Source organism: Actinopolymorpha pittospori (assembly GCF_014873875.1).
Classification (GTDB): Bacteria; Actinomycetota; Actinomycetes; order Propionibacteriales; family Actinopolymorphaceae; genus Actinopolymorpha; species Actinopolymorpha pittospori.
The window spans coordinates 2,903,185-2,922,340 of record NZ_JADBEM010000001.1; the positions used below are offsets into that span (position 1 = coordinate 2,903,185).

A 19,156-nucleotide genomic window follows, 5' to 3' on the forward strand; every position below is an offset into this window, starting at 1 on the left:
TGTGCATGCGCGTCCTTGTCACTGGTGGGGCCGGCTTCATCGGCTCCCACGTCGCCGAGCTCCTCACCGAACGCGGGCACGACGTGCTCGTGGTCGACGCTCTCCTACCCGCGGCGCACGGCGGTGAAGCGGCGAACGCTTCCGAGGCGGCCGGCGGGCGGACCTACGAGATCGTCCTGGCCCGGCTCCAGGAGCCGGGCGTCCTCGCCTCCGTCCTGCCCGGCGTCGACGTGGTCTGCCACCAGGCCGCGATGGTGGGTCACGGCGTGGACCCGTCCGACGCGCCCTCCTACGCCGAGCACAACGACTACGCGACCGCCTACCTGTTGGCCGCGATGCACGAGCACGGAGTACGCCAGCTCGTCCTCGCCTCCTCGATGGTGGTGTACGGCGAGGGCGCCTACCGCTGCGCCGACCACGGTCCTGTGCGCCCCGGACCGCGGCGTAAAGAAGATCTTGACGCGGGGAGGTACGAACCGCCGTGCCCGTCGTGTGGGGCCGCTCTGGAGCCGGAGTTGGTCTCGGAGCTGGCCGCAGCCGATCCGCGCAGCACCTACGCCGCGTCGAAGCTCGCTCAGGAGAACTACGCGGCCGCCTGGGCGCGCCAGTCCGGCGGAGCGGTGTGGGCCCTGCGCTACCACAACGTCTACGGTCCGCGGATGCCGCGCGACACGCCGTACTCCGGCGTGGCAGCGATGTTTCGCTCGGCGCTCGCCCGCGGCGAGGCGCCCCGGGTGCTCGAGGACGGCCGGCAGCGGCGCGACTTCGTGCACGTGCGGGACGTCGCGCTGGCGAACGCGCTCGCCGTGGAGACGAAGGTGCGGGGCTTCCAGGCCGTCAACGTCTGTTCCGGTGAGCCGCACACCATCGGCGACCTCGCCGAAACGCTCGCGAAGGCGGCCGGGGGGCCGGCACCGCGGGTTGTCGGAGGGGCCAGGCCGGGCGACGTACGACACGTGGTCGCTGATCCCGCGAAAGCGGGGGCGGTGTTGGGATTTCGGGCGCGCACGGCGTTCGCCGACGGGGTGCGCGCGTTCGCCACAGACCCGCTCCGTTAGGAGGGCGGACCGTTCACGCCGCGAGCGGGAGACGCACCTCGAACCGGCACCCAGGTCCGTGGTTGCATGCCTCGATGCGGCCACGGTGTGCCTCGACCAGGCCGCGCGCGATCGCCAGGCCGAGCCCACTCCCGGCCGGCTGGGCGGCTGTCGGTCCGGTGCGCCGCCCGCCGTCGAGGTCTCCGGCCGGCGGCCCTTCCTGCGGTGAGCGCGCCTGGCTTCCCCGGAACGCCACCTCGAAGACCCGGGTGAGCTCGGCTTCGGGAATCCCTCCGCAGGCGTCGTCGACGAAGACCCACGCCTCCGCGTCGTCGCTGCCTACGTGGACCATGACGCTGGTGCGTTCCGGCGTGTGACGTACGGCGTTGGAGATCAAGTTACGGACGATGCGCGCGAGCTCCGGTGAGCTGCCGAGCACGGTGGGCCCGGTCGCAGCGTGCGTCCGCAGCCGGACGCCCTTGCGCTCGGCCATCGGTCGCTCGGCGGCGACGGCCTCGTCGACGATCTCGGCGAGGTCCACCGTCGACAGTGAGAGGCGCAGTGCACCAGCCGCGATCCGGGAGAGCTCGAAGAGGTCGTCGACCATCCGGCTGAGCCGGTTCGCCTCTCCGGTGATCTTGTGCGCGTACGCGTTCACCTCGTCCGGACGGGACACGACGCCGTCGGCGAGCGCCTCCGACATCGCGCGGATCCCGGACAGCGGCGTCCGCAGGTCGTGACTGACCCATGCGACCAGCTCACGGCGGGCCGCCTCGGCGGTCCGCTCCCGCGCTCGGGCGTCGCGTTCCCACACGCTGCGCCTGGCGAGCGAGCGGCCGAGCAGGACTCCGGTCGGTACGGTCACCAGGGCGACGAGCAGGCAGATCACCAGCGTCGTGGTGAGGATCGGGGTGAACATGAAGCCGCTCACGCCGAGGACGCCGGCCAGCGTGGCGACCAGAGGTGTCAGCACCAGGACCGTCGTCGAGGTGGCGAGCCCACGCCTGCGGAGCTTGTGCAGGGCGGCCGAGCCGGCGAGGGCGACCGGAAGTGAGAACGCGACGGCGTACGGCGCGACGTGCACGATCTCGGTGAGCACAGTGGGGGGAGCGGTGGCGGCCGCTGTTGTTGCTGTCAACGCAAGCATGACGGTCACCCGCGCGCTTCTTCGTAGCGGTAGCCCACGCCCCAGACCGTGACGATCCGGCGCGGTTTCGTGGGCGTGGGTTCGATCTTCTCCCGTAGCCGGCGTACGTGCACGGTCACGGTCGAGTGGTCGCCGAAGTTCCAGCCCCACACCCGGTCGAGGAGTTGGGTGCGGGTGAAGGCGGTGTCCGGATTCTGGAGCAGGAAGGCCAACAGGTCGAACTCGCGGGTCGTCAGCGTGAGGTCACGGCCGGCGAGTTCCCCCCGCCGAGCGTCCAGATCAACCGAGAGGTCGCCGTCGACAAGCCGGCGCACCGCAGCGGGCGGCCGTGGGCCGGTCACGTGCTGCGCTTCGGTGCGACGCAGGATCGACAGCACACGCAGGGTGAGCTCGCGCGGGCTGAACGGCTTGGTCACGTAGTCGTCGGCGCCGACCTCCAGGCCGAGGACGCGGTCGTGCTCCTCGCCGAGGGCCGTCAGCATGAGAACGGGCAGCGCGGAGTCGCGTCGGATCCGGGCGCAGACCTCGATGCCGTCGACGCCGGGCAACATGAGGTCGAGGACGACCAGATCGGGCTGTTCGGCCGCGACGATCCGCAGTGCCGTCTCGCCGTCACCGGCGAGGAACACCCGCATCCCGGCGCGTTCGAGGTAGCGGCGTACGACATCACGGACGGTGACATCGTCGTCGACGACGAGCACTCGGCGCCGCGTTGCGGTATCAGCTCCGCCCCCCGGGTGGTGGCATGGCTGCGTGGGCCGTTCGGCGGCGAGGTCCTGACCGTCGTCCATGGCCTCATCATCCTGGCCGGCGAATCGTGGCGGAACTCGCTGGGCGAGCCGTCATCGTTCGGTAATCCTCGCAAGGGGTCCACTGGCCCGCTCGGCTGCCTACCGTCGGCCGCGTGGACGTGATCGACGACAGTCACGAGGCACCCGTGCTGCTCCGTGCCAACGGCGTCCGCGAGCCACTCGAGGTGGCCCGCTGGCTCGCCCCGGCGACCCCGACCGACGGGATCGTTCTCGATGCCTGCCGCGGTCCCACCGTCGACGTCGGATGTGGACCCGGTCGGCTGGTGGCGAGCCTCACGGACCGTGGCGTGGTGGCCCTCGGGGTCGACATCTCGCCGACCGCGATCGCGCTCACGCGGGCGCGAGGCGCGGCGGCCCTGTGCAGAGACGTGTTCGACCCGCTGCCGGGCGAGCGGCGCTGGCGGCACGTGCTGCTCGCGGACGGCAATATCGGGATCGGCGGTGATCCGGTCGCCCTGCTGCGCCGGGTGAGCCTGCTGCTCGGCCCTGGCGGAAGCGTGCTCGTCGAGACCCGGCCACCAGGCCAGGGCCTGCGGCGGGAGCGGGTTCGGCTCGTCCGGACGTCGGGTGCGTGTGGTCCATGGTTTCCGTGGGCCTTCGTCGGCGCCGACGCCGTGGAGGAGCTCGCGTCGTACGCCGGACTGCGACGGAGCTGGTCCATGTCGGACGGCGGCCGCTGGTTCGCCGAGCTGGAGTGCAGTGCGGCCGGAAGCTCCGTCGGCTACGGCACGGTGATCCCGTCCTCCGGCGTTGCCAGCGCGTCCAGGATGGTGGCCTCGACCGGGTAGGCACCGGCACGGTCGTCCAGCGCGAACGACCCGAGCAGCGCCACGCCCGGCTGGGCGATGATCCGCGGGGTCGTCCCGCGATGCGGCCACGACGCCGCGTGGACGAGGAACGGGTGGCAGAGGTAGACGTCCCCGGCCGAACCGGTCACCTGGGCCACCGGTCGACCTGCGCTCGCCCGCTCCACCAGCGGGCTCAGCGTCCGTCCGTCGTACCCCTGCTCGCCTCCGCGGGCGAGCACCTTGGCCGCGTCGACGTGGGAACCGGCGCGCACCCGGGTCGGCGCGTCGTCGGGGCCCACGTCTGTGAGGAGGAAGAGCGCCAGCAGTCCACGGTCGCGGCTGCGCACGTTGGTGCGCCAGGTGTCGCCGACGGGGAAGCTGCTCTCGACGTGCCAGCCCGCGTCGCCCGGGTCCTCGGTCGAGGGGAAGCGGACCGGCAGCGTGCCACCGATCCCTTCCCGCTTCCACCACCGGTCCGGGCCGATCAGCTGGTCGTAGGCCTCCCACAGGGGCTTGGCGGTGCCGGCCGCCGCGAAGGGCCGGCCTTCCGTGCCACCTTCCGGGCAGTTGATGCGTACGACCGGTGCCGACCAGGACGACGGATCCGTCCGTGAGACGCCCTGCTCGGCGAGCCGGTCCCAGATCACCGCGACGCAGGCGTCGATCGTGTCGCGGGAGACGGCCGACCCGACCCGCACGAAGCCGTCCCGGACGAAGGTGGCGATCTCGGTGTCGGACAACATGAGAAGGACCCTCGTCGCCAGGACCGCGCCCCGTCAACCGAGTATCGGCCGAGGCGCTCAGCTGCCGGGGTCGTACGCACTCACCGTGAAGACCGCACCCTGCGGGTCCCGCACCATCGCGAGCCGGACGGCCGGCCCGGCGTCGAGCGGTCCCACCAGGAGCGTCCCGCCGAGTTCGACCGCGCGCTCGGCGCTCCGGTCGGCGTCCGACACGGCGAACGTCACCGCCCAGTGCGGGCCCGCCACGGCCTCGCCCGGCCCGTCGGTCAACGGCAGCAGCCAGCCGATCGCGTCCGCGAAGCCCGCAGGAACACCAGCCTCGGCCTGGCGGGCCCGCAGCCCGGGCTCGAACGTCTCGAGGAACTCCGCGTAACCCGGCCGCTGCCACATCACCGTCTCACCGGACCCGAGGTCGACCGGCGCCGCTGCCCAGCCGAACACGTCCTGGTAGAAGGACCGCGCGCCGTCGAGGTCATGGGTGTGCAGGTCGCTCCAGTTCCAGGTCCCCGGCGCGTTGACGAGTTCGGCGCCCAGGTGTCCCCGGGGCTCCCAGAGGGCGAACGACGCGCCGGCCGGGTCGACGCACCTCGCCGTCCGCCCGGCGTCGAGGACGTCGACGGGCTCGGAGATCACCAGACCGCCTGCCTTTCGCACCTTCGCCACCGCCTCGTCGGCGCTGTCCACGCCGATGGAGGTGTGCCACCTCGCGGGCCCGGTCACCGCTGACGGGCCGGTCACCGCTGACGGGCCGGTCACCGCTGACGAGCCGGTCACCGCTGACGAGCCGGTCAGCGATCCGATGCCGGCGACGTCGCGACCACCCAGCGTCGCCACGTGGTACCGCCCGGGCGCCTCGGGCGTCGTGCGGTCGGCGAACTCCCATCCGAACAGGCCGCCGTAGAACTCCGCCGCGGCCGCCGGGTCCGGCTGCGCGGTGTCGACCCAGCACGGAACTCCGGCCGGGAAACCGACTCGTCGACGCATCGCGGGACCACCTTCTGTTGGCTCGGCTGTCGTCATGCCTGGCACGGTAGGCCGGCGAGCGGTCACTTTCTGACCGCATTCGCCGCGTGACGCGCCGGCCGAGGGCCGAGCTCAGAGATGGGGACTCAGCGGTTGAGGTACGCCAGGACCGCGAGGACCCGGCGGTTGTCGTCACCGGAGAGGGGCAGGTCCAGTTTGGTGAAGATGCTGGCCGTGTGCTTGGTGACGGCGCTCTCGCTGATGGAGAGCCGCTGGCTGATCGCCGAGTTGGAGCGACCCTCGGCCATCAGGGTGAGGACGCCGCGCTCGCGCTCGGTGAGAGCGTCGACGCTGCCGCGGGCGGTGTTGCGCACCAGCAGCCGGGAGATGACGTGCGGGTCGAGGACGGTACCCCCCGAAGCCACCTGGCGGACCGCGTCGACGAACCGGTCCGCGTCGGAGACCCGGTCCTTGAGCAGGTACCCGACCGCACCGGCCTGGTCGGCGAGCAGCTCACGCGCGTAGAGCTGTTCGACGTACTGGGAGAGCAGCAGGATCGGCAGCCCGGGCCTGTTCCGGCGGGCCGCGAGCGCCGCCTGCAGTCCCTCGTCGGTGAAGGACGGCGGCAACCGGATGTCGACGACGGCGACGTCCGGGGCGTCCGTGCGAAGCGCGTGCAGCAGAGCCGGGCCGTTGTCGACGGCCGCCACGACGTCGAAGCCGTGCTCGCGCAGCAGGTGGGCAAGGCCGTCCCTCAGGAGGAAGAGGTCCTCGGCGATGACAACGCGCACGGAACCTCCATTCGAACCGTGGTGGGCCCGCCGTGCGGGCTGTCGACAGCGAGGGTGCCGTCGAACGCGGCCAGTCGCCGGGTGATCCCGCGCAGGCCCGTACCCCGCGCGGGGTCCGCGCCGCCGTTGCCGTCGTCGGTGATCTCGATCCGCAGCCGGCCTCCGTCGTACCCCAGGTCGACGGCCACCCTCGTGGCGCTGGCGTGCTTGGCCGCGTTGGTCATGACCTCGTTCACGGCGAAGTAGGCCGCCGCCTCGACCGGCGTCGGCAGCCTGGCCGGAAGTGCGGCATCGACCGTGACGTCCTGGACCATCTCCAGCGCCAGTGCCCGTACGGCGTCGGGCAGGCCCCGGTCGGCGAGGACCGGTGGATGGATGCCTCGTACGAGGTCGCGAAGCTCCTGGAGCGCCGCCGAGGAGGCATGCCGGGCCTGGACGAGCAGGGCACGGGCCGACTCCGGGTCGTGTGCGAGCTGCCGTTCGGCGGCGTCCAGACTCATGCCCATGGCCACCAGCCGGGCCTGCGCCCCGTCGTGCAGATCACGCTCGATGCGGCGGAGGTCCGCGGCGGAGGCGTCGGTGACCTCGGTGCGGATGCCGTCGAGCTGCTCGACGCGACGGGCCAGCTCCGCGCGCTGGCGGGCCAGGTCCGCGTGGGCGGTGGTCAGCTGTCGCCGGATGAGCTTCGCGTGCAGCCGCAGCCACCACGGCCCCGACCAGAAACCCAGCGCGACGAAGACGACGCCGAGCGGGATGGCGAGGATCGCGTTGGTCCAGCTGTCGACGTGGATCATCGCGTAGTAGTTGCCGTCGGCGAACGCGTGGATGCGCGCCCACAGGAACGGCTGCACGAGCGCCCCGAACACGCCGTAGACCACGAGCGCGAACGGCACGGTGGCCAGCACCGCACCACTGAACGGCTGCAGGACCGCCCACAAGACCTCGCCCCAGAACGTCCGGTCGGTGGCGATCCTCCGGCACAGCAGTGCCCGGCTGGTGAAGCCGTCCTCTTCGGCGACCCAGAACGGCAACTCGCGCAGCGGCTCTCCGGACCAGCGCGCCGCGCGTTCCCGGGACCGGTTGGCCAGGGTTCGCAGCCAGTTGGCCGCCGCCGGGAAGAGGGACACGCCGACCCAGACCGGAATCAGGGTGGCGGCGGCGACGACGGTCAGTGCCGCGACGCCGGCGACGAGCGACGTACCGACCAGAACCAGTCCGCGTACGGGAGCCGCGCGTCGCGACGGCACCCCCTCGACCCGCGAGCTGCGCGTCGTAGCGTCGGTCATCGATCTCTCTCCTGACGACGTGTCCTCGGCCCGCCGTTGGCCGCACTGATCCCGACCACGACGAGTGCCCCGAGCACGCAGGCGGAGGAGAAGATCGTCTCCGCCCTCAGATCACCGCTCTCCTCCGGGAGGAGCAATAGTAGGCCGAGATTGACAAGGGCATGAAAGCTGCCCGCCACAAGCAGGTTGCGGCCTCGCGTGCCCTCCACCAGGACCGCCAGGATGACCGACAGCGCGACCGCCGAGATCAGGAACGCGACGACGTAGGCCGACCCGAACGCGAAGACCTGAACGTGCCAGCACCCCCACAGCAGGCCCACGAGCACGCCGGACGTCACGACTCCGTACCGCGTGCGCAGGTAGGGCTGCAGAAAGCAGCGCCAGCCGGACTCCTCCGCGCAGGCACCCAGCAGTTGGGCGGCGGCGATCACCCAGAAGGAGTGGGTGAGCGCACCCGGGTGGGTGTAGTCCACGTCCACACCGAGCAGTGCGCAGGCGCCGATGGCGACCGCGAAGATGCCGGTAGCGACGGCCGCGACGGTGAGCAGCCGGACCAGCACGGGCCGGGACAGAGTCAGACCCGCGGCTACCGGCGGCCGCCACCCACGGCGCCACACCAGGAACACCGTGAGCACACCCAACGCCGGGCCGAACTGGGTGAGCTCGATGATCACGGGATCCACCCGCAGCAGCGGTTGGAGGAGCCCGAGCCCGCCGGCACCGAGCAGCGTCACGGCGTAGAACAGGCCGACCACGATCCCCATGCGGGGAACTCGCCGGCGCGGAGCCCTGGGTGTCTGGGGCACCGTGGAGGGCACTGTGGGGCGCACCGTGGAGTGCACTGTGGGGCGTGCCACCGGGTCACGCCCGGCGGTCGCCGCCGTCGTCGTCATCGCGTCCTGATCGTTCACACCTCGACGATGCCGGCCGCGGGCCGACGCCACGATGGGGTCAGGTGCCGAACCGGGGTGTACCTATCTACAGGCGGCGGCGCGTTCGAGGAGTACGGCACGCTCGCGCTCGTTGCGGGTGAGCGCCGCCGCGCGCTCGAACTCCTCGCGTGCCTCCTCGGCGCGTCCGAGCTTCGCGAGCAGGTCACCGCGCACGCTGGGCAGCAGGTGGTAGTCCTTCAGGGCGGGTTCGGAGGTCAGCGCGTCGACGAGTTCGAGGCCGCGTGCCGGTCCGTACGCCATTCCGAGGGCGACCGCGCGGTTCAGCTCCACGACGGGCGAGGGCGCGACCAGGGCGAGCGTCTCGTAGAGCGAGGCGATCTGGACCCAGTCCGTCTCCTCCGGGGTGCGGGCCCGCGCGTGGCAGGCCGCGATCGCGGCCTGCAGGACGTAGGGCCCGGGCGGCCCGCCCAGGGCGCGGGCGCGCCGAAGAGCCGTGAGGCCACGGTTGATCAGCAGCTGGTCCCAGCGCCTCCGGTCCTGGTCGAGCAGGAGGACGGGCTGGCCGGACGTGTCGGTCCGCGCGGCCGAGCGGGACGCCTGGATCTCCAGCAGCCCGATCAGGCCGTGCACCTCCGGATCCTGGGGCACCAGCTCGGCCAGGATCCGGCCCAGCCGCAGCGCCTCCTCACACAGCGCCGGCCGCATCCAGTCGTCCCCGGCGGTCGCGGCGTACCCCTCGTTGAAGATCAGGTAGATCACTTCCAGCACCGAGGAGAGGCGGGCCGCCCGCTGCGCCGGCTCCGGGATCTCGAACGGCACGCCCGCCTCCGCGAGGGTCCGCTTGGCCCGGACGATGCGCTGCGCGACCGTCGGCTCGGAGACGAGGAACGCCCGGGCGATCTCGTCCGTACGAAGACCGCCGACCACTCGCAGGGTGAGCGCGACCCGCGCCTCGGTGGACAGCACCGGGTGGCAGGCGACGAACACCAGCCGGAGCAGGTCGTCGCTGATGTCGTCGTCCAGCGCGGCGTCGAGATCGGGACCGGACTGGGCCTGGTCCAGCTCGGCCTGGTGGGCGAGGAGGGCGTACTTCTGCCGCTGCCGTTCGCCACGGCGCAGCTGGTCGATCGCGCGGTGCTTGGCGGTGGCCATCAGCCAGGCGCCCGGCTTGGGTGGGATTCCCGACTCGGGCCACTGCTCGAGTGCGGCGACCAGGGCGTCCTGGGCGAGTTCCTCGGCGAGCCCGACGTCGCGCACGATCCGGGCGAGCCCGGCGATGAGCTTGGCGGACTCGATCCGCCAGACCGCCTCGACTGCCCGATGGGTCTCCGGAGTGCTCACGCGCCCATCAGATCATGCGCCCCGCCCACGCTCGGCGGGGCTCGCGGGGCCCGCTCGCTCGCGGGCCCCCGCGCATCCCGGCGCCGACGCTCCTAGGCGAAGTCCTCTTCCTCGAAGACCGGACGGATCTCGAGAGCGGACTCCTCACCGGTCGGGTTCGGGCAGCGCTTGGCCCACTCGATGGCCTCCTCCAGCGAGCTGACCTGCCAGATCCAGTAGCCGGCGACCAGTTCCTTGGTCTCGGTGAACGGGCCGTCGACGACGGTCCGCCTGTCACCGGAGAAGTGCACGCGGGCCCCGTGCTTGCTGGCCTTGAGGCCATCGCCCGCGAGCATGACGCCGGCCTTCACCAGCTCCTCGTTGTACTGACCCATTTCGGCGAGAAGCTGCTCGGTGGGGAGGATGTCGGCTTCGCTGTCCGTGCTGGCCTTGACAATGACCATGACTCGCATCGTGGTGACTCCTTCTCGTGTGTGTCCGGGCCCTGCGTGGCCCGGCCTCTACCCACACCTCGAACAACGGAGTCCCCGATCGACAAGTTCGTCGAAATTTCTTCGAGGAATTTTCTGGGCCGTCCCGGACCCGGCGACCGCCAGGTCTCCCCGGGTCCGGGACGACGATCAGCGGGGAGCTACTCCCACTCGAAGCCCGCGCCCTGCGGGGCGAGGGCGTAGCCGTTCTCCAGCCGCGGGAAGCCGTCTGCGGAGGAGCGCAGGCCCGTCTCGAGGAAGATCGCGGTCGGTACGCACAGCAGCAGGCTCAGCGCGGCCGGGCCGCCACCGTGCGAGGCGTACGGCACGCCGAACGCGCCCGCGAGCGCCCCGATCGCGCGGATCTCGGTCGGGCCGCCGGCCCGGCGCAGGTCCGGCTGGACGATGTCGCAGCAGCGGCGTTCGAAGAACTCCCGGAACTGCCGGGCGCTGTAGAGGTTCTCACCCGCCGCGATCGGGAGCCGCAGACGCTGGGTGAGTTCGGCATAGCCCTCGAAGTCGTCGGCGCGCAGGGGCTCCTCGAACCACCCCACGCCGAGCTCCTGGAACACGTGGCCGCGACGCAGCGCCTCGGTCAGCGTCAACGCCTGGTTGGCGTCGACCATGAGCTTGATGTCTGGACCGACCTCCTTGCGGACGGCCTCGATCCGCTCGACGTCCTCCTCCAGAGTCGGCGCCCCGACCTTCATCTTCACGCCGTGGAAGCCCTGCTCGACCGCGGCGGCACACTGGCCGCGGAGCTGGTCGATCGTCCAGTTGGACCAGCCGACCATGGCGTAGGCCGGGACCCGGTCCCGGTAGGCGCCCCACAGTTGGTACGTCGGGACGCCGTGCGCCTTGCCCAGCAGATCCCACAGGGCGACGTCGATGGCGCTGATGCCGAACGTCGCGAGACCCTCGGTCCCGTGGTACTCCGTCTCGACCTTGAGCGACTCGATGATCGCGGGGATCTGCTCGGCGTCCCGGCCGACGACCTTGGGTGCGAGGATCTCCTCGATGAGCACCGCGAGCGTCCGCGGCGCGCCGTCGATCCGGCCGAAGGAGGAGCCGCCCCGGCCGACCAGGCCGTCGTCGGACTCGATCTCGACCGACACGGACCCGCCGCCGGTCAGTGTCTGCAGGGCGTCCCGGATGGGGTTCGCCGCGTGCGGGCGGTTCTGGTAACTGACCCGGACCTCTTTGACCTTCACGGCCTGCCACCGTCCTCGATCTGGGAGAGCTTGCGGACGACGTCCTCGTCCAGTTCGACACCGAGACCGGGCTTGTCCGGAGCGCGCATCCGGCCGTTCTCGACCAGCACCGGCTCCTGCCAGATCGGCCACTCGTCCCGCAGCGGGTGCGGCTCGATGTTGTACTCCTGCGGGTAGACGCAGTTGGGCGTGCTGATCCACAGGTGCAGGTGGGCCAGCGTCCCGACGGTCGGCTGGGTGTTGTGCACGGTGATCGGCTTGTTGAACGTCTGGGCGAGGGCGGCGATCTTCTTGAACTCCGTGATGCCGCCACACTTGATGACGTCCGGCTGCAGGATGTCGATGTTGGCGTTCAGGATCAGGTCCCGGAACTGCCAGCGCGTGTACTCCTGCTCGCCGGCGGCGATCGGGATGTCCACCGCCGCGGCGAGGGAGGCGTAGCCGTCGTGATCGTGCGCGGCCAGCGGCTCCTCGAAGTGCCAGGTGTTGTACTCCTCCAGCCCGCGCGCGATCTTGATCGCCGTGTGCGGGTAGTAGGAGTTGTTCACGTCCACGAGGATGTCGAAGTCGTCACCGACGGCCGCGCGCATCTCCCGCACGGTGTCCAGCGTCTGGTCGAATCCGTCGTCGTACATCCACGGTGTCGCGGAGTGGATCTTGTAGGCGCGGTAGCCCTGCTCCTGGAAGCTGACCGCGCGCTCGGCCTCCACCTTGGGCGTCATGCCACGCTGCATGGAACTCGCGTAGACCTCCGGCGCCTCCCGGAAGACTCCGCCGAGGAGGTCGTAGACCGGCTTGTTCGCGACCTTGCCGGCGATGTCCCACAGCGCGATGTCGATGCCCGCGATCGCCTCGAGGTGCGCGCCCATCGGGCCGAGCTTGTAGGGGGTGTGGAACATTCGGTGCCAGATGCGCTCGATGTCGGCCGGGTCCTGACCGACCACGAGCGGTGCGAGCGCCTTCTCGACAAGCGTGTGCGTGACCGCGACGTTCATCGGGCTGACTTCGCCGACTCCGGTGACTCCTTCGTCGGTGTGCACCCGCACGAGCTGGTAGCGCCCGAGGAGCACGATCGACTCGACCTGCGTGACCCGCATGACCACCCTTCCTGCCGTCTTTTCCTGGGTGCGTGTGCACCCAGGTGTCTACTGTCCGGGTCCGAACCGGCCGGGGCACGGTGGCGCCCACTCCGTGGAACGGGCGCCACCGTGGTGTGTCCAGGCCCGGTCAGTGCCTCGACCAAGTCCCGGACCCGTCGCTCCCGCCCGGTGCCGGCACTAGGAGTTCAGTGCCTGCTCGACCCGGTCCTTCACACCACCGAGCGCGTCGGCGGCCGACTGCTGACCTGTGTAGATGACGTCGAGCAGCGGTCGGTAGAGCGCCCGCGCCTGCTGGATGTGCGGGTTGAAGTTCTCGTTGACGCCGTTCTCGGTGGCGTCGATCACGAGCGAGACGTGCTCGGGCGTGACCCCCTTCGCCTCCAGCAGCTTCGCGGCCTCCTTGCCCGCCGGCACCAGGTCGCGCTGGACCGCCAGCGCCTTGGCCCCCTCGGGGTCGGTGAACGACTTCAGCAGCTTCCAGGCCTGGTCGGGGTTCTTCGCCTTGGCCGGGATCGCCCACACGATCAGCGTGCTGATCGTCTTCTGGGACTTGTTGCCCGGGATCGGGGCGAGGTCCCACTTGAAGTCCTTGACGTTCTGGCGCATGTACGCCGCGGACCCGAAGTTGCGGGTCATCATCGCGATCTTGCCGGTGGCGAAGAGCGAGAGCGCGTAGTTGGGGTTGCCCTCACCGGACTGGATCTGCGACCACGGCGGCTGCACCTTGTGCTTCAGCGTGAGGTCGGCGATGAACTGGATGCCCTCGACGCTGCCCGGGTCGGCGAGGGTGAACCGCTTGCCGTCCTTGGAGTAGATGCCGTCCGTGCCGTTGTTGACGGTGAACGTCGTCTCCGAGCTCGTGTCGTCGAAGACCAGGCAGCCGTAGCGCTTGCCCGGGATGGTGAGCCGCTTGGCCGCCTCCAGGAAGTCGTCCCACTTCCAGCCCTCGTCGGTCCAGGTGGTCGGCGGGAGCGGGACGCCGGCCTCCTTGAAGGCGTCGACGTTGTAGAAGATCATGTTGGGCTGGGTTCCGGTGGCCCACGCGGTGTGCTTCCCGTCCTGCTGGATCGGGAAGTTGAAGGGGTGCTCGAAGAAGTCCGTCTCCTTCAGCCCGTCCTTCTCGATGTAGGGGTTGAGGTCCAGCAGGGTGTTCTGCTGGGAGTAGCCGAGCACGTAGTCGTCGTTGAGCCGGATCGCGTCCGGGGTCGAACCCGAGGACATGATCGTCAGGAGCTTGGTGTCGTAGTCCGACGCCGGAGCCGGCTGGACCTTGACCTTGATCCCGCTGGCCTTCTCGAAGTCGGCCACGGCGTTGGCGAGCGGTGTGCCCTTCTCCACCGGGTCCCAGTTCAGGAAGGCCAGGTCCTTGGCGCCGCTGGAGCCGTTGGTCGTACTGCTGTTGCCGCCGCAGGCTGTGAGGCCGGCCAGCCCCGCGGCGCCCATCGCCGAAGCGAGAAAGCCTCGCCGTGTCAACATGATTCCTCCACTGTCATGAACTTCAGTGCGCTCTGAGCGAGTCGTCAGCCGCGCAGGCCGGTCATGGTGATGCCTTGCACGAAATACTTCTGAGCGACCGCGAACAGTACGAGCGGCGGTACGACCGAGATCGTCGCTGCGGCCATCATGAGGTTGGTCTGGGTGAAGTACTCGCCCTGGAAGAGCGCGAGTGCCATGGGGAGCGTCTGAAGCTCCTGGGAGTTCAGGAAGATGAGCGGGCCGAACAGGTCGTTCCAGGAGTCCATGAACGTCATCACGCCGACCGCTGCCAAGGCGGGCTTGACCTGCGGCAGCATGATCCGCCAGTAGATCGCGAACGTCGAGGCGCCGTCGATCTTGGCGGCCTCCTCGAGTTCGCGGGGGATGACCCGGAACGCCTGACGGAGCAGGAAGGTGCCGAAGACCGGAGTCAGCACCCGCGGTATCCACAACGGGTAGTGGGTGTCGATCCAGCCGATCTGGCGGTACATGATGTATTGCGGAACCAGGTAGACGATGCCCGGGATCATCGCCGTCGACAGCAGCGAGGCGAAGGCCACCTTCTTGCCGCGAAACTCCAGGCGGGCGAAGCCGTAACCGGCCAGCGACGCGAAGAACAGCAGGAACACCACGTTCAGAAACGCGAGCTTGACGCTGTTCCAGAAGAACGGCAGGACCGTGTTGGCCGCATCGACGTAGTTGTTCCACAGCGGTGTCGACGGGATGAACGTCGGCGGCACCGCGAGGACTTCGGTCTCGGGCTTCAGCGACGCGCTGATCATCCAGATCATCGGAATCGCGAAGGCGATGCCGAGTATCGCGAGCACGACGTAGAGCACCGCGCGGCGGGTGTACTTGCCGGCTCGGGGCGGCCGCCGGGTCGCCGGTCGAGTCGAGGACGCCTTGCGCACTGTGGGAGCGGGGGCGTTCGTGGTCACCATGTGTCAGTATCCAGTTCTCGGGGTGTGGTCCTAGGTCCTAGTCGCCGTAGAAAACCCAGCGCTTCTCGAGACGCCACTGGAAGAACGTCACCGCTCCGACGATGAGGAACAGAATCCAGCCCATGGCGGCGGCATATCCGAGACGTCCGTAGGAGAACGCACTCTGGTAGACCTGGTAGATGTAGACGTTGGTCGCGTTCGCCGGCCCGCCGTGCGTCATCACGAAGATGATTCCGAAGACCTGGAACGACGTGATGAACTGCATGATGGTCAGGAAGAACAGGTGCGGGGTCAGCAGCGGCAGAGTGATTCGCCAGAACCTCGACCACGCGTTCGCCCCGTCGACGCGGGCCGCCTCGTGCAGTGAGGCCGGGATGCCCTGCAGTCCCGCGAGCAGGATCAGCATCGGATAACCGACGCCCTGCCAGACCGCGACGATGATCACCGCGACCATCGCCCAGTTGTTGCTCGACAACCAGGCCGGACCCTGGACTCCGAACTCCCGAAGCGTCCCGTTGATCAGGCCGTCCTGGGGCTGGTAGAGCCAGAACCACACGAAGCCGACCGCGACGGCGTTGGTCACCACCGGCGCGAAGAACGCCGCCCGGAAGAGTCCGATGCCCGGCAGGTCCTCCTGGTTGCACAGAAGTGCGAGGGCCAGGCCGAGTGCCACGCTCAAGGCGACGCTGCCGATGGTGAAGACGACGGTGTTCTTGAGCGTCAGCCAGAACAGCGGGTCCTTGGTGAAGAGTTCGATGTAGTTGGACAGGCCCGCGAACTGCGGCGGTGTGAGCCCGGTCCAGTTGGTCAGCGAGGCGTACAGCGAGATCGCGACCGGGAGGAACTGGAACGCGATCACGCCCAGGACGACCGGACCGACGAAGAGCCAGCCTGTCAGCCCGGGCTTGCGGGTGCGCCGCGTGCTCTTCTCCACAGCCTGGGGGGAGAGATGAACCTCAGTCGTCATCGTCCTTCGGAAACCTCGTGGTCGAGATCCGTGGAGCGGATCGGGTGGGTACGCCGACACACCGGTACCCGGGAGGTCGACAGTGGGCAGACGCGACCGACCTGGGTGCGACCCACGCCCCGACAGTGCGTGCGTCAGCCGGCCCCGGTTAGGCCTTGTCTTTCACAAGGAAGAAAGCTTTTCTCACTGGTGGATTTCCAGCAGGTTAGCTTTGTCGCACAAAAAGTCAAGGGGTTCGTATTCATGCACGTGCGAGGAGTCGGGGTACGGCGGACTTCCGACGGTCGTCAGTCAAGGTCGCGCAGGAAACCGGTGTCCGAAAGTGGCCGCGGCGTGGTCACGCCTTCGGCGAGACCGCGCTGCGCCTCGCGCAGCAGGGCGGCCAGTTCGCGGACGCGGGTGGCGTTGAGACGGGCCGTCGGGACGGCCAGCGAGATCGCGTCGCGGGGCGGCATTCGACCGGGCACGGCGACGGCGACGCAGCCGAGTCCCTGGTCGCTCTCCTCGGTCTCGGTCGCGTAGCCGAGCTTGCGGGCCCGGGCCAGATCGCGGAGCAGGGACTTGACGCTCGTGCGGGTTCGCCGGGTCAGCGCGGGCAGGGGAGAGTCGAGGATCGCGCTGACGTCCGCGTCGGAGTGCCCGGCGAGAATCGCCTTGCCGAGTGCGGCCGCGTGGGCCGGGATACGACGTCCGATCGAGGAGTGGATCCGCAACGGATGGCGGGACTCCCGCTTGGCGAGGTAGACGATGTGGGCGCCCTCGAGGCGGCCGTAGTGGACGGCCTCGCCGGTCTGGTCGCTGAGCCAGTCCAGAATCGGCTCCGCCCGGGCGAGCGCGTCGTCGGCCCGGGCGTACGCCGAGCCGACGCGAAGTGCCTCCACCCCGATTCCGAACCGGATGCCGGTCGGGTCGGTCTCGAGCCAGCCCCGGCGTTCCATGGTCCGAAGGATCGCGTGCAGGCTGCTGACCGGAATCTCGAGATCGCGGCTGATCTCGCTCAGGCTCTGGCTTTCTCCTTTCGCGGCCAGCCATTCGAGGATGGCGAGCACTCGGTCTGCCGACTTCACTGGCCGGAACCTGGCCGCTCCGCCACGACTGTCGTCGGTGTCGAACTCCGTCACGCAACACCTCCAGAATCTGGTCCCGTCATGCCACGTCGGTACCCGGGCCACCCGCATCGTGCCCGATCCGGCCCTTTCGGGCTACCCGCCGTCTTGTCGATGTCCGGGACTGGCGGCTATTGTGCAGGAATTCGCATAGGCGTATTGAATTCACATATGCGAAAACATCAATGACTGGTCGCCGGATGTGGCGCGTGGGATCCCATGCGTACCGGGCAAATGTCGCGTTTGAGACCGCCGTCGACATGGCGGATCGCGACAACAACTGGAGGGAGAAGACCGTGGCCACCGGTGAGGATCTGCGAGGCCTGTTAGTACCCGTCGTCCTCCCGATGACGCCGGGTGGAGGCCCGGACCTCGACAACCTCCGCGAACTCGTGGCGTCACTGCTCGCCGCCGGCGCGGAAGGGATCTGGGTCAACGGCTCGACCGGGGAGGTGCATGATCTGAACCCGGCCGAACGGGCGACCGTCGTTGGTGAGGTGGCCACCGTGGTCGACGGCCGAGGCCCGGTCGTCGCGCACGTCGGCGACACTTCGACGAAGCTTGCCGCCGCCCACGCGGAGGCCGCGGCCGCGGCCGGCGCCACCCACATCGGCGCCGTCGCGCCGTACTACGCGAGCTTCGACCCCGACGAGGTCGGCACCTACTACGAGGAGCTGGCCAAGGCCTCGTCGGTGCCGCTGTTGGTCTACAACCTCCCGCAGATGGTGAAGTACCGCCTCGAACCCGAGACGGTCGTCGACCTCGCCCGCCGAGGTCTCGCCGTCGGCGTCAAGGACACCGCGGGCGACTTCACGTGGTACCGCACCCTGCTCCAGCGCATGGACACCGAAGGGGTGCCGTTCCGGTTCTTCATGGGCGTCGAATCGCTCGTGGACGTGAGCCTGTTCGCCGGCGGCCACGGTGCCGTGTGCACCTTGGCCAACCTCGCACCCCGCACCTTCGTTGCTTTGTGCGCGGCGGCCGCTCGCCAGGACTGGGCGGAGGTTCGCACCCACCAGCGGGACGTCGTCTCCCTCGTGCAGGCGCTGCGGGTACCCGGACGCACGGACTGGATCGCCTCCATCGCCGCGCTGAAGTGGGTGATGAGCGAGTTGGGCACGCTCACCTCGGCCACGATCGCCTCGCCCGTCCGGCCGCTGAACGCGGCCGAACAGCAGCACCTGGCCGAGCACGCGTTGCCGCTCGCGGCCAGGCTGGCCGCAACCGGCTCCGACGGGTAGCGGAGATCGGCTCCGTCGCCGGGCTGGGGCAGTGCACCTGTCCTAGCATCGGCGGATGAGGAGTCCTGGCACACCCCGCGCACGGAACGTCGATGTCAACGGCACCTTGCTCGGCTACCGCGAGACCGGTGCGGCCGGGGGCCGACCGGTCGTGCTCCTGCACGCGCTCGCGAGTTCCGCCGCCACCTGGGACCAGCTGGCGGCGGAACTCGGCGGGGCGGGTTTCCGGGTGATCGCGTTGGACCTGCCCGGGCACGGCTCCAGCGCGCGTACGCCCACCTACGGTCTGGCGCTCCTGCGCGACCAGGTCCGTGCCTTCCTCGACGAGCTCGCGCTGACGCGCGTGGACCTGATCGGACACTCCCTCGGTGGGAACGTGGCGACGCTGGTCGCCCAGAGCGAGCCTGACCGGGTGCGCCGGCTGGTGCTCGAGGACATTCCTCCGCCACCACGCGACGACAGGTCCGCGCCGCCACGGCGCGGCCGCACGCTGCGCCTGATCAAACTGGGCCTGGCCCAGCTGGCCGGCGGTCGTGGCGGCGGGTTCGACCGCGGGGTGGTGCGTCCGATCATCGCGGAGTTGCGGGCGCCGAACCCGGGTTGGTGGCACGACCTGGCAGCCGTCAAGGCCCCGACCCTGGTGATCAGCGGCGGGCCGGGCAGCCACAACTCACCGGCGAGGCTGCGGGAGGTCGCATCCGCGCTGCCCGACGCCCGGATGGTCACGATCGAGGCCGGCCACCGGATCCACAGCACCCGACCGGCGGAGTTCGCCGCCGCGGTGCTCCCCTTCCTCGCCGCGCCCGACAGCGCCTGAGGCGTGGTCGCCCGGTGGTCGGGCCA

Annotated in this window: 19 protein-coding genes; 4 read left to right on the forward strand and 15 right to left on the reverse strand. The window is 70.0% G+C overall.

Translation table 11 applies throughout. From position 1 onward, the window contains the following. Positions 1 to 5 precede the first annotated feature (5 nt). The gene (locus tag HEB94_RS13805) at positions 6 to 1,058 is read left to right on the forward strand and encodes an NAD-dependent epimerase/dehydratase family protein (RefSeq protein WP_192750254.1); all 1,053 of its coding nucleotides are present in this window, start codon (positions 6 to 8) and stop codon (positions 1,056 to 1,058) included. Positions 1,059 to 1,071: 13 nt separating this feature from the next. Here HEB94_RS13805 and HEB94_RS13810 read toward each other — a convergent pair whose 3' ends face one another. Further along, positions 1,072 to 2,184: a sensor histidine kinase gene (locus HEB94_RS13810; protein WP_192756433.1), complete on the reverse strand. Its 1,113-nt coding sequence runs from the start codon at positions 2,182 to 2,184 to the stop codon at positions 1,072 to 1,074. A 5-nt stretch (positions 2,185 to 2,189) separates the two neighbouring features. Next, on the reverse strand, positions 2,190 to 2,975 hold the full coding sequence (locus HEB94_RS13815; protein ID WP_192750255.1) for a response regulator transcription factor: 786 nt from the start codon (positions 2,973 to 2,975) through the stop codon (positions 2,190 to 2,192). A gap of 113 nt (positions 2,976 to 3,088) precedes the next feature. On the opposite strand from HEB94_RS13815, the gene HEB94_RS13820 reads away from it, so the two are divergent. Next, on the forward strand, positions 3,089 to 3,784 hold the full coding sequence (locus HEB94_RS13820) for a methyltransferase domain-containing protein (RefSeq protein ID WP_192750256.1): 696 nt from the start codon (positions 3,089 to 3,091) through the stop codon (positions 3,782 to 3,784). Here HEB94_RS13820 and HEB94_RS13825 read toward each other — a convergent pair. From HEB94_RS13825 to HEB94_RS13885, 13 genes are all read right to left on the reverse strand, one after another. Next, positions 3,718 to 4,527: a phytanoyl-CoA dioxygenase family protein gene (locus HEB94_RS13825; RefSeq protein ID WP_192750257.1), complete on the reverse strand. Its 810-nt coding sequence runs from the start codon at positions 4,525 to 4,527 to the stop codon at positions 3,718 to 3,720. The two genes, HEB94_RS13820 and HEB94_RS13825, sit on opposite strands and share 67 nt — an antisense overlap. A gap of 57 nt (positions 4,528 to 4,584) precedes the next feature. Next, the gene (locus tag HEB94_RS13830) at positions 4,585 to 5,547 is read right to left on the reverse strand and encodes a VOC family protein (RefSeq protein WP_202896339.1); all 963 of its coding nucleotides are present in this window, start codon (positions 5,545 to 5,547) and stop codon (positions 4,585 to 4,587) included. Between the two features lie 89 nt (positions 5,548 to 5,636). Next, positions 5,637 to 6,281 (reverse strand): response regulator, encoded by a 645-nt coding sequence (locus HEB94_RS13835; protein WP_192750258.1) that lies wholly within the window; start codon positions 6,279 to 6,281, stop codon positions 5,637 to 5,639. Then, positions 6,245 to 7,567: a sensor histidine kinase gene (locus HEB94_RS13840; RefSeq protein ID WP_192750259.1), complete on the reverse strand. Its 1,323-nt coding sequence runs from the start codon at positions 7,565 to 7,567 to the stop codon at positions 6,245 to 6,247. Before HEB94_RS13840 ends, HEB94_RS13835 begins: the two co-directional genes overlap by 37 nt. Further along, positions 7,564 to 8,478 carry a CPBP family glutamic-type intramembrane protease gene (locus HEB94_RS13845; protein ID WP_192750260.1) on the reverse strand — a complete coding sequence of 305 codons (915 nt, stop codon included), beginning with the start codon at positions 8,476 to 8,478 and terminating at the stop codon, positions 7,564 to 7,566. The genes HEB94_RS13840 and HEB94_RS13845 overlap by 4 nt, the downstream gene beginning before the upstream one ends. A gap of 63 nt (positions 8,479 to 8,541) precedes the next feature. Further along, entirely contained in the window at positions 8,542 to 9,801 is a 1,260-nt protein-coding gene (locus tag HEB94_RS13850) for a sigma-70 family RNA polymerase sigma factor (RefSeq protein ID WP_192750261.1), read from the reverse strand. Positions 9,802 to 9,893: 92 nt separating this feature from the next. Beyond that, positions 9,894 to 10,244: a YciI family protein gene (locus HEB94_RS13855; RefSeq protein ID WP_238361521.1), complete on the reverse strand. Its 351-nt coding sequence runs from the start codon at positions 10,242 to 10,244 to the stop codon at positions 9,894 to 9,896. Between the two features lie 188 nt (positions 10,245 to 10,432). Continuing rightward, a complete protein-coding gene (locus HEB94_RS53510; RefSeq protein ID WP_192750263.1) occupies positions 10,433 to 11,482 on the reverse strand; it encodes an enolase C-terminal domain-like protein in 1,050 nt (349 codons plus the stop codon). Further along, entirely contained in the window at positions 11,479 to 12,579 is a 1,101-nt protein-coding gene (locus tag HEB94_RS13865; protein ID WP_192750264.1) for a mandelate racemase/muconate lactonizing enzyme family protein, read from the reverse strand. The genes HEB94_RS53510 and HEB94_RS13865 overlap by 4 nt, the downstream gene beginning before the upstream one ends. Positions 12,580 to 12,759: 180 nt before the next feature. Beyond that, the gene (locus tag HEB94_RS13870) at positions 12,760 to 14,058 is read right to left on the reverse strand and encodes an ABC transporter substrate-binding protein (RefSeq protein WP_192750265.1); all 1,299 of its coding nucleotides are present in this window, start codon (positions 14,056 to 14,058) and stop codon (positions 12,760 to 12,762) included. Positions 14,059 to 14,102: 44 nt separating this feature from the next. Beyond that, on the reverse strand, positions 14,103 to 14,999 hold the full coding sequence (locus HEB94_RS13875) for a carbohydrate ABC transporter permease (protein ID WP_192750266.1): 897 nt from the start codon (positions 14,997 to 14,999) through the stop codon (positions 14,103 to 14,105). Positions 15,000 to 15,036: 37 nt separating this feature from the next. Continuing rightward, entirely contained in the window at positions 15,037 to 15,966 is a 930-nt protein-coding gene (locus tag HEB94_RS13880; RefSeq protein WP_192750267.1) for a carbohydrate ABC transporter permease, read from the reverse strand. A gap of 287 nt (positions 15,967 to 16,253) precedes the next feature. After that, positions 16,254 to 17,087 carry an IclR family transcriptional regulator gene (locus tag HEB94_RS13885; RefSeq protein WP_337917664.1) on the reverse strand — a complete coding sequence of 278 codons (834 nt, stop codon included), beginning with the start codon at positions 17,085 to 17,087 and terminating at the stop codon, positions 16,254 to 16,256. A gap of 245 nt (positions 17,088 to 17,332) precedes the next feature. On the opposite strand from HEB94_RS13885, the gene HEB94_RS13890 reads away from it, so the two are divergent. Next, on the forward strand, positions 17,333 to 18,313 hold the full coding sequence (locus tag HEB94_RS13890) for a dihydrodipicolinate synthase family protein (RefSeq protein ID WP_192750269.1): 981 nt from the start codon (positions 17,333 to 17,335) through the stop codon (positions 18,311 to 18,313). A 55-nt stretch (positions 18,314 to 18,368) separates the two neighbouring features. Further along, positions 18,369 to 19,130, forward strand: coding sequence for an alpha/beta fold hydrolase (locus HEB94_RS13895; protein ID WP_192750270.1), 762 nt, complete (start codon positions 18,369 to 18,371; stop codon positions 19,128 to 19,130). Positions 19,131 to 19,156 lie beyond the last annotated feature (26 nt).